The 9,302-nt window shown below is 57.8% G+C and carries 9 protein-coding genes, 1 pseudogene and 1 riboswitch; of the genes and pseudogenes, 1 reads left to right on the forward strand and 9 read right to left on the reverse strand.

The window, feature by feature from the left end:
* Positions 1-28: 28 nt before the first annotated feature.
* From DPA2511_RS12505 to moaA, 6 genes are all read right to left on the reverse strand, one after another.
* Positions 29-1,045: an iron ABC transporter substrate-binding protein gene (locus tag DPA2511_RS12505; RefSeq protein WP_015854119.1), complete on the reverse strand. Its 1,017-nt coding sequence runs from the start codon at positions 1,043-1,045 to the stop codon at positions 29-31.
* Between the two features lie 237 nt (positions 1,046-1,282).
* Positions 1,283-1,732, reverse strand: a complete 450-nt coding sequence (moaE, locus tag DPA2511_RS12510; RefSeq protein ID WP_015854120.1) for a molybdopterin synthase catalytic subunit MoaE — start codon at positions 1,730-1,732, stop codon at positions 1,283-1,285.
* A gap of 4 nt (positions 1,733-1,736) precedes the next feature.
* On the reverse strand, positions 1,737-1,982 hold the full coding sequence (gene moaD / locus DPA2511_RS12515) for a molybdopterin synthase sulfur carrier subunit (protein WP_015854121.1): 246 nt from the start codon (positions 1,980-1,982) through the stop codon (positions 1,737-1,739).
* Positions 1,979-2,461, reverse strand: coding sequence for a cyclic pyranopterin monophosphate synthase MoaC (gene moaC / locus DPA2511_RS12520; RefSeq protein WP_015854122.1), 483 nt, complete (start codon positions 2,459-2,461; stop codon positions 1,979-1,981). Before moaC ends, moaD begins: the two co-directional genes overlap by 4 nt.
* A 6-nt stretch (positions 2,462-2,467) precedes the next feature.
* Positions 2,468-2,980: a molybdenum cofactor biosynthesis protein B gene (moaB, locus tag DPA2511_RS12525; RefSeq protein WP_015854123.1), complete on the reverse strand. Its 513-nt coding sequence runs from the start codon at positions 2,978-2,980 to the stop codon at positions 2,468-2,470.
* A gap of 35 nt (positions 2,981-3,015) precedes the next feature.
* Positions 3,016-4,005 (reverse strand): GTP 3',8-cyclase MoaA, encoded by a 990-nt coding sequence (moaA, locus tag DPA2511_RS12530; RefSeq protein ID WP_026595187.1) that lies wholly within the window; start codon positions 4,003-4,005, stop codon positions 3,016-3,018.
* Positions 3,993-4,137, reverse strand: a riboswitch (molybdenum cofactor riboswitch). Its footprint overlaps the gene before it by 13 nt.
* Before the next feature lie 396 nt (positions 4,138-4,533).
* Here moaA and yvcK point away from each other — a divergent pair.
* Positions 4,534-5,469 (forward strand): uridine diphosphate-N-acetylglucosamine-binding protein YvcK, encoded by a 936-nt coding sequence (gene yvcK, locus DPA2511_RS12535; RefSeq protein WP_015854125.1) that lies wholly within the window; start codon positions 4,534-4,536, stop codon positions 5,467-5,469.
* On the opposite strand, the gene DPA2511_RS12540 is transcribed toward yvcK, so the two are convergent.
* From DPA2511_RS12540 to bioD, 3 genes and pseudogenes are all read right to left on the reverse strand, one after another.
* Positions 5,445-5,876 (reverse strand): VOC family protein, encoded by a 432-nt coding sequence (locus DPA2511_RS12540; RefSeq protein ID WP_015854126.1) that lies wholly within the window; start codon positions 5,874-5,876, stop codon positions 5,445-5,447. The genes yvcK and DPA2511_RS12540 overlap by 25 nt on opposite strands.
* Before the next feature lie 72 nt (positions 5,877-5,948).
* On the reverse strand, positions 5,949-7,961 hold the full coding sequence (gene uvrB / locus DPA2511_RS12545; protein ID WP_015854127.1) for an excinuclease ABC subunit UvrB: 2,013 nt from the start codon (positions 7,959-7,961) through the stop codon (positions 5,949-5,951).
* 779 nt (positions 7,962-8,740) lie between these two features.
* Positions 8,741-9,302 (reverse strand): annotated as a pseudogene (bioD, locus tag DPA2511_RS21710) (dethiobiotin synthase); the annotation flags it as partial.

The following is a 9,302-nucleotide window of genomic DNA, read 5'->3' on the forward strand; positions in this document are numbered from 1 at the left end:
GCGGCGCCTCCCGTCGGACATGTGGTCATTACAGCAGGCCCGCCTCGGTCATCAATTCCACCACTTTTTTACCGTTTAACTGCGCGGCGTCTACCTTCGGCGCATTCAGGGATTTCAGCGGCACCAGTTTTGGGTTCGATTCGGCGTTCACGCCCACCGCATACTCAAACGCGGTATTGGTACGCAACAGCGCCTGGCCCTGCTTGCCGGTGATCCACTTGATAAAGGTTTGAGCTTGCTGCGGGTGCTTGCTGGCCGCCAGTACGCCGCCGCCGGAAATACTGACGAATGCGCCCGGATCCTGGTTTTTGAAATAGTGCAAACGGACATTTTGGCTGTTCTCGCCGGTTTTAGCGCCGTCGACGAACGGGTAGTAGTGGTAGATCACGCCGCTGTCGATCTGGCCGGCATTAACGGCTTTCATCACCGTACTGTTGCCCTTATAGGCGGTGAAGTTGGTTTTCATCGCCTTCAGCCACGCCAACGTTTCCTGCTCGCCTTTCAACGCCAGCATGGCGCTGACGATAGCCTGAAAATCGGCGCCGGACGGAGACGCCGCCCAGCGGCCTTTCCATTCAGGTTTAGCAAGATCCATCAGCGATTTCGGCAACTGCGCCTCGCTGATTTTCTCCGGGTTGTAAACAAACACGGTAGAACGGGCGGCGATACCGATCCAACGGCCGTGGGACGGGCGGTACTGCGGTTCAACCTGCTGGAGTGTTTCGGCATCCACCGGCGCAAACAGATGGGCGTTATCCACCAGCACCATGGCCGGCGAGTTTTCGGTCAGGAACACATCCGCCGGCGTCGCGCTCCCTTCCTGCACCAGTTGGTTCCCCAGTTCGCTATCGCCGCCGTTGCGCAGCGTTACCTTAATGCCGGTTTCCTGGGTGAAAGCATCGGCCCAGGATTTGACCAGATTTTCATGCTGCGCGTTATACACCACGATGCCGTCGGCTTCCGCCTGCGCGTTACAAGAAAACCCCAGCATCAAAGAAGACGCCAGCAGCGTGACGGAAAACAGAGAAGCTATATGCCGTTTCATACCATTATCCTTTTATAACTATCTGACATTAAAAGTGAATTGGTCGGACTCAAATCAACGGCGACCATTATCCCGAACGGAAAATGGAAATAAAAATGATTCTTATTAATGGGTTTGCTGACGATTTCTTAACGATTTCTTGATGAAATACTGAATTTACAACACGTTGGAATCGCTCTGCTCATGCATGAGAGAGCAATTAAGTAGCGGCGGCAATCAATTTGCCGCCGAAGGGAATTACCAGCGTTCGGCAGCCTGTCGATCGCTGTCGCGGGCATCCACCCAACGATCGCCCGTCGTCGTCGCCTCCTGCTTCCAGAACGGCGCGCGGGTCTTGAGATAATCCATGATGAATTCCGCCGCCGCGAACGCCGCATGCCGGTGTGCTCCGCTCACGCCGACAAAGACGATTTCATCGCCAGGGTACAATGCGCCGATCCGGTGAATCAGGCTGACGCGCTGTAAGGGCCAGCGTTGCCGCGCCTCGGCGACGATCTCCTCCAGCGCCTTTTCCGTCATGCCGGGATAGTGCTCCAGCGTCAGCGCCTGCACGCTGTCCCCCAGATTGTGATTACGCACCTTGCCGGTAAAGGTGACAACCGCGCCGTCAGACTCACAAGCCGACAGCCATTGGTATTCATCACCGACGCTGAACCCGGCCTCGCCTACCCGAATACGTGTTTCCATCCCATCAGCCCCCGGTCACTGGCGGAAAGAATGCCACTTCGTCGCCATCCGCCAGCGGATGCGTCATCGTCACCAGCGACTGGTTTACCGCCGCCAGCAAACGCCCATCCTCCAGCGCCAGCGCCCAGCGCCCACCGCGGGCGCACAACGCCTGCCGCAGCGCCGCCACATCGGCGTACTCCGGCGGCAGCGACAGCCGGTCGGTTCCCGTCAACTCCCGCACCTGGGCGAAAAACAGCACATTGATCATGATGCCTCCGCAACAAAATCGCCGGATTTGCCGCCGCTCTTCGCCAGCAAACGTACCGGGCCGATCACCATATCTTTCTGCACCGCCTTGCACATATCGTAAATCGTCAGCGCCGCGACGGAAGCCGCCGTCAGCGCCTCCATTTCCACGCCGGTCTTGCCGGTAAGGCGACACAACGCCTCAATACGTACCCGGTTATGCTCCGGCTGGGCCTCCAACTCCACGGCGACCTTACTCAACAACAGCGGATGGCACAGCGGGATCAGCTCCCAGGTTCGTTTAGCGGCCTGAATGCCGGCGATACGTGCGGTGGCGAAAACATCGCCCTTGTGATGGCGGCCTTCAACGATCATCGCCAGCGTTTGCGGCGCCATCGTGACAAAGGCTTCGGCGCGGGCTTCGCGCACGCTGTCGTTCTTGCCGGAAACATCCACCATTTCCGCCTCGCCGGCGGCATTGATATGCGTCAGTTGGCTCATGCTCGGTTACTTTTTCAAATGGGGATAGAGATTGCAGGGTTTCTGGCGCGCATCCAACTGCTCGCAGATAATGCGTTCCCAGGCGGTATGGCACGCTTTGGTCGACCCCGGCACGGCGAAAATCGCCGTCTGATTGGCTAACCCGGCAATCGCGCGCGACTGGATGGTAGCAGTCCCGATTTCTTCATAAGACACCATGCGAAATAACTCGCCGAACCCCTCGATTTCACGATCGAACAGCACCCGGATCGCTTCCGGCACCTGATCGCCCGCGGTAAAACCGGTGCCGCCGTTAATCAGCACCACATGAATATCATCACTGGCGATCCAGGCGGAAACCTGCGCACGAATCTGATACAGGTTTTCGCTGACGATGGCGCTGGCCGCCACCTGATGCCCGGCATCCTGCAACGCCTGGCGCAGATAATCGCCGGAGGTATCGTCCGCCGCAGTACGGCGTGCAGACACCGTCATCACCGCCGCCCGTAACGGCACAAATTCGCTGCTAACCTTGCTCATCGTTAACTCCTTAAACGTATGCGTGACTGACGACGTCAGCCGCCAATAAAAGACAGATTCTGGGTGATGCCGCTATCGCCCTGATGCAGGAAGTGCGTTTCGCGCTTGCGGGTCAGGCCCCCGGCGATACGCATTTTCAGCGCCTCAACCTGGCCGTCTTCCTGCAGCAAATCGCGCAGCGGGATCCCCTTCTCGCCGAACAGGCAAAGATGGAGCTGGCCCACAGCGGAAACCCGCAGCCGGTTGCAGCTCTGACAGAAATCTTTCTCGTATGGCATGATCAGCCCCACCTCCCCCAGAGAGTCCGGATGGGAAAACACCTGCGCCGGGCCGTCGCTGCGTGAACGCGGTTGCTGCTGCCAACCCTGCTGCAGCAGACGTTCGCGGATGACCTCGCCGGAAACGTGGTGGCGGCGAAACAGCGCGCCTCCGTCGCCGGTCTCCATCAGTTCAATAAAACGCAGTTGAATCGGGCGCTGGCGGATCCATGCCAGAAAGGTGTGCAGGCTGCTGTCGTTAATGTCACGCATTAATACGGTATTGACTTTGACCCGCGAGAAACCGCAGTCGAAAGCGGCGTCGATGCCGTCCATCACCTGACGAAATTTGTCCTGACCGGTAATGGCGTGGAATTGGCGAGCGTCCAAACTGTCCACGCTGACATTCAGAGAGGTCAAACCCGCTTCGCGCCAGCGCGCCACATCGCGCGCCAGACGATAGCCATTGGTCGTGACCGCCAGCGTATGGATAGCCGGGTTTTCGCGAATCGCGGCGATGATCTCCACGAAGTCTCGCCGCAGCGACGGCTCGCCGCCGGTCAGGCGCACTTTTTCGGTGCCCAGTTCGGCGAAAGCGCGGCTGACTCGGCGGATCTCGTCCAGCGACAAAAAACGGGAAGACGCACTGCCATTAGGCTGATAGCCATTCGGCAGACAGTAGGTACAACGAAAATTGCAGACGTCTGTTATCGACAGGCGCAAATAGAAAAACTTGCGCGCAAACGCATCGGTCAGTTGACTCACCATAAACACCTTTCCAAATACGGGAGATGCGAGCATTTCTGCTTCGCATCCTGGTGGCCTCACTGGGCCACGGCCAAAGAGCCATATTTCGCGACAACGAAACTTAGGCGCCAGGGCTAGGAGTTTGATTGCCTGTCTATATACCGACAGCACAACCGTGATTGCTGCATAAAGTTTATCGCCAAAAGCGGCGCTTCGTCAGCTTAAAACCGTTATATAAATTTGTATATACCGGATTTTATTCACTATTTTCGCTGCTCAGCATACCGCAAAGCGTCACGCTAACGTTGCGCTATATCATGCAATAACGCACATTTCCGGCAGAAATAAAGGGGTATGGCGCGACGTCTTATGCATGAGCCCGCCCAAAAACAAGGGAGGCGCCCAACGGACGCCGGATCTTCCCGGCATAGCAAGCTGCAAATTTGCGTTTGTGCTGATGCCACAGCGCGGCTGGTTGTGCTATATATCCGCTACTTTTTTCAGGTTATTTCTTTCAGGCTCTTTTTTCGGGCAACAGTAAGGATGTTTATGCGCAATCGCACACTGTCGGATCTTGATCGCGTAGTCGCGTTAGGGGGCGGCCACGGCCTGGGGCGCGTGATGTCGTCGCTGGCTTTTCTCGGCAGCCGGCTGACCGGCATCGTCACCACCACCGACAACGGCGGCTCCACCGGCCGCATCCGGCGTGCGGAAGGCGGCATCGCCTGGGGCGACACCCGTAACTGTCTCAATCAACTCATCACGACCCCCAGCGTCGCCTCCGCGATGTTTGAGTACCGCTTTGGCGGCACTGGCGAGCTGGCCGGGCACAATCTGGGCAATTTGATGCTAAAGGCCATGGATAACCTGAGCGTCCGCCCGTTGGAAGCCATCAACCTGATCCGCAATTTGCTCAACGTGGATTCATTTCTTATCCCGATGTCGGAACAATCGGTCGACCTGACGGCCATCGATCAGCACGGCAATACCGTGTATGGCGAGGTGGAAGTCGATAAACTGACGGCACTGCCGCAGGCACTGAAGCTCGACCCGGTTGTACGCACCACCTGCGAAGCGTTGCACGCCATCGCTGAAGCCGACCTGATTCTGATCGGCCCCGGCAGTTTCCTGACCAGCCTGATGCCGCTGCTACTGCTTGATGATCTCACCCAGGCGCTGCGCTGCGCGCAGGCGCCGATGGTCTATATCGGCAATCTGGGTACCGAAATCAGCCACGCCGCCACTCACCTGACGCTGGCGCAAAAACTGGACATGATGGAAAGCCGCGTCGGCCGTCGGATTATCGACGCGGTGGTGGTGGCGCCGCAGGTCAATACCCGCCGCGTTGAAGATCGCGTTATCGTGCGGCACCCGCTGGCGGCCGACGACATTCCCCATCATCACGACCGTACTTTGCTGCGAGCGGCGCTGGAACAGGCGGTGCAGTCGCTGGGGAAAGTTCACGCCCTCAGCCAAGGCGTATGAGTCACCCCCAGCAGCAAACCTTCCGGGCTGAGAAAACGGGTGACGGTTTGCCCCCAGGGCTCTAGCCGGTTATCCACCAGCAGCGGATAACCCCGTTGCTTCAGCGTTTGCGTGGCGGCGTCAAGATCAACCACTTCCAGCTCCAGCCAACCTTGCGGCACCGGGTAGTCCGCCGGCCAGCTATCACTGCCGAAGCAAGACTGGCTGGCCTGCTCCAGCGGCCATAGCGCGAAATGTTTCACCCCCGCCAGCCCCTCGGCATTCAGGTAAGACTCATTGCCGGGCATCGGTTTCAGCGGCAGATTCAGCAATTCCAGATAGCAGGCGCGGCTGGCGGAAAGCGATGACACAATCGGGCCGAAGCCCGCCACAAACAACACTTCGACACCGGAAATCGACGGAGTCATATCATTACCTCTCTGGTTTCGGTTCATCAATCCGCAGACATGTCGGGGCGTCGAGGGACGCTCCGGCTAACCTCAGGACGCCGCGATAAACCGCTCTTTTAACGCATGGAGCTCGTCGCGCAGACGGGCGGCCTCCTCAAACTCCAGATTCTGGGCGTGGGCCAGCATCTGGTTTTCCAGTTCACGCATCTTCTGCTCCAGCGCCTTGGGCGACAGTTGCGCATACCCGGCGGCGGGTTCGGCGGCTTTCTTGCTGCGGCCTTTGCCTTTCTGGCCGGTCGGCTGGCCGATCTGCAAAATGTCCGTCACCTTCTTGTTAAGCCCTTGCGGCACGATGCCGTGTTTCTCGTTGTAGGCTTGCTGCTTCTCGCGGCGACGTTGGGTTTCATTCATCGCCCGCTCCATCGAGGGCGTAATCCGGTCGGCGTACAAAATCGCCTTACCGTTAAGGTTGCGCGCCGCGCGGCCGATGGTCTGGATCAACGAACGTTCGGAACGCAAAAAGCCTTCTTTGTCCGCATCCAGGATCGCCACCAGCGACACCTCCGGCATATCCAACCCTTCGCGCAGCAGGTTGATGCCCACCAACACATCGAACTCGCCCAGACGCAGATCGCGGATAATCTCCATGCGCTCGACGGTATCGATATCCGAATGCAGATAGCGCACACGCTCGCCGTGCTCCTCCAGATATTCGGTCAAATCCTCCGCCATGCGTTTGGTCAGGGTCGTCACCAGCACCCGTTCGTTGATGACTGAGCGTTTGCGGATTTCCGACAACAAATCATCCACCTGCGTCGTAACCGGACGCACTTCCAGCTCCGGATCCAGCAGGCCGGTGGGGCGCACCACCTGGTCGATGACGTCGCCGCCGGATTTCTCCAGCTCGTAATTGCCCGGCGTAGCCGACACGTAAATGGTCTGCGGCGCCAACGCTTCAAATTCCTCAAAACGCATCGGGCGGTTATCCAGCGCCGACGGCAGGCGAAAGCCGTACTCCACCAGCGTTTCCTTACGCGCCCGGTCGCCGCGGTACATCCCGCCCAGTTGTGGAATGGTGACGTGGGATTCGTCGATCACCAGCAGGCCGTCCGCCGGCAGATAGTCGAACAACGTCGGCGGCGGCTCGCCCGACTGGCGGCCGGAGAGAAAACGGGAATAGTTTTCGATGCCGGAGCAGTAGCCCAGTTCGTTCATCATCTCCAGATCGAAAGTGGTGCGCTGAGCCAGGCGTTGCTCTTCCAGCAGCTTGTTGTTGGCCAGCAGCACCTGCCGACGCTCCGCCAGCTCCACCTTGATATCCTCCATCGCCTGCAGGATGCGCTCGCGTGGGGTGACGTAATGCGTTTTCGGGTAGATGGTATAACGCGGCACCGTCTGTATTAATTGGCCGGTCAACGGGTCGAACAGCGACAGGCGTTCCACCTCTTCGTCAAACAGTTCGACGCGCAGCGCAATCTCGTCCGATTCCGCCGGGAAGATATCGATCACTTCGCCGCGCACCCGGAAGGTACCGCGCTGGAACGCCTGATCGTTGCGGGTGTATTGCAGTTCCGCCAGCCGCCGCAAGATAGCGCGCTGATCGATCAACATGCCTTGCGTCAGATGCAGCATCATCTTCAGATACAAATCCGGATCGCCCAGGCCGTAAATGGCCGACACCGACGCCACCACCACCACATCGCGCCGCTCCAGCAGCGCCTTGGTGGCCGACAGCCGCATCTGTTCGATATGCTCGTTGACCGAAGCGTCCTTCTCGATAAAGGTATCGGAACTGGGTACGTAGGCTTCCGGTTGGTAGTAGTCGTAGTAGGAAACGAAATACTCCACCGCATTTTCCGGAAAGAAGGATTTCATTTCACCGTACAGCTGGGCCGCCAGCGTCTTGTTGGGCGCCAGAATCATGGCCGGCCGGTTGAGATCGGCAATCACGTTGGCGATGGTGAACGTCTTGCCGGAACCGGTCACGCCCAGCAGCGTCTGATGCGCCAGTCCGTCGCCCAGCCCTTCTTCCAGCCGACGAATGGCTTCAGGCTGATCGCCCGCCGGTTGAAAGGCGGAATGCAGTTTGAACACTTTACTCATGACGGATACCCGGATGCAGGAAAAGCTGGAACGCCAGCGGACGGCTCAGGGATATTATGGAAATCCCCCGCAGTTTTGCCAGTGAAATGATACTGGATATAACTCCAGCATCAAGACATTATCGGATGATATACGCCAGCGGCGCGCTAAATCCTCTATCGCGGTATCACGCCACACTGGCGCCGCATCCCATGTTTCATTAAACAACAAGGTAACGGGTTCTTATCATTGCCAGTACAGGAAAACGGCCGCATCAGCTAGCACAGCGCCGTACACTTATCCAGAAAAAAATAGGTTATTTATCCCCAGATTTTCTCTATCGCAAATTAACTGTTAGTACCAGTGCCGGGAATTTATGCAACCGGCCGCCGAAGTTTAAAAAGCGGCTTGATTTTAATTAATTCATTGATATTACATGTTTTTGTAAAAAAGCATCGATTAACGTCAATCCAGTCGCAAGCCGCGCCGGCTCTTGGTTAGCGCGTTTTTTCTAACCCTAATGCACACAGTTATCCACAGAAATAGTGGATAACTCCCACAAGCGCCCGCGCTCTCTGAACTGGCGTCAGTCGGTGTGATCACGCCCGCCCGGTGGACAACCCGGTCAAGGACGAAATTTCCACCATTGAAGTCAGTATTGTTATGAAAAAAAGAGCTAAATGACACAGACTTAGCGAGAAGAAAAAACTCTGCCCAGTGCAAGGAACTGTGTTTTGCAAACAGGTTTTTTCTATCAATATCAACTTATCCCCCGGAGATGGCGATGCTTCGCCGAAACACTATCCGCGGCTCAGTAAAGCGATATTTAAGTAACATCCGATATCCTGTTGAAGCGGTTCGGATAAATGCGGAATTTCCCCCAGAAAAGGGGCGGGAATGCGCTGCTGCAACGTCTGTAGATAGGCGCGGTGATAACGTCCGGGCGGCGCGACATCGTTGGCGATCCACCCCGCCAGGGGCAACCCGGCCTGCGCCACCGCCTGCGCGGTCAGCATGGCGTGGTTGATGCATCCCAGCTTCACCCCCACCACCAGGATCACCGGCAGCTGTTCCTGCCTCACTCAGTCGGCGAAGGTCGAGGTTTCCGACAACGGCGTGAACCAGCCTCCCGCCCCCTCGGTCAGCACCCAATCCGCCTGCTGCCCGAGTTGCCGCAATCCGGCGCTGAGCCGGCCGAAATGAATGGGACGCCCCTCTTCCACACTGACGATATGCGGCGACGTCGGCGCCATAAATGGCAACGGATTAACCGCCTCATAAGGTAGCGTCACGCTGCTGTTGGCCTGCAACAACAACGCATCGCGATTGCGAACCCCCTGCGGCGTGAGTTCGCTGCCGGAC

Source organism: Musicola paradisiaca NCPPB 2511 (genome assembly GCF_000400505.1).
Lineage (GTDB): Bacteria > Pseudomonadota > Gammaproteobacteria > Enterobacterales > Enterobacteriaceae > Musicola > Musicola paradisiaca.

Coding starts and splice junctions, on each gene's coding strand:
- moaE (WP_015854120.1), bottom strand. CDS start 1,732: ATGGAAACACGTATTCGGGTAGGCGAGGCCGGGTTCAGCGTCGGTGAT.
- moaB (WP_015854123.1), bottom strand. CDS start 2,980: ATGAGCAAGGTTAGCAGCGAATTTGTGCCGTTACGGGCGGCGGTGATG.
- DPA2511_RS12540 (WP_015854126.1), bottom strand. CDS start 5,876: ATGACTCCGTCGATTTCCGGTGTCGAAGTGTTGTTTGTGGCGGGCTTC.
- moaA (WP_026595187.1), bottom strand. CDS start 4,005: ATGGTGAGTCAACTGACCGATGCGTTTGCGCGCAAGTTTTTCTATTTG.
- moaC (WP_015854122.1), bottom strand. CDS start 2,461: ATGAGCCAACTGACGCATATCAATGCCGCCGGCGAGGCGGAAATGGTG.
- yvcK (WP_015854125.1), top strand. CDS start 4,534: ATGCGCAATCGCACACTGTCGGATCTTGATCGCGTAGTCGCGTTAGGG.
- uvrB (WP_015854127.1), bottom strand. CDS start 7,961: ATGAGTAAAGTGTTCAAACTGCATTCCGCCTTTCAACCGGCGGGCGAT.
- moaD (WP_015854121.1), bottom strand. CDS start 1,982: ATGATCAATGTGCTGTTTTTCGCCCAGGTGCGGGAGTTGACGGGAACC.
- DPA2511_RS12505 (WP_015854119.1), bottom strand. CDS start 1,045: ATGAAACGGCATATAGCTTCTCTGTTTTCCGTCACGCTGCTGGCGTCT.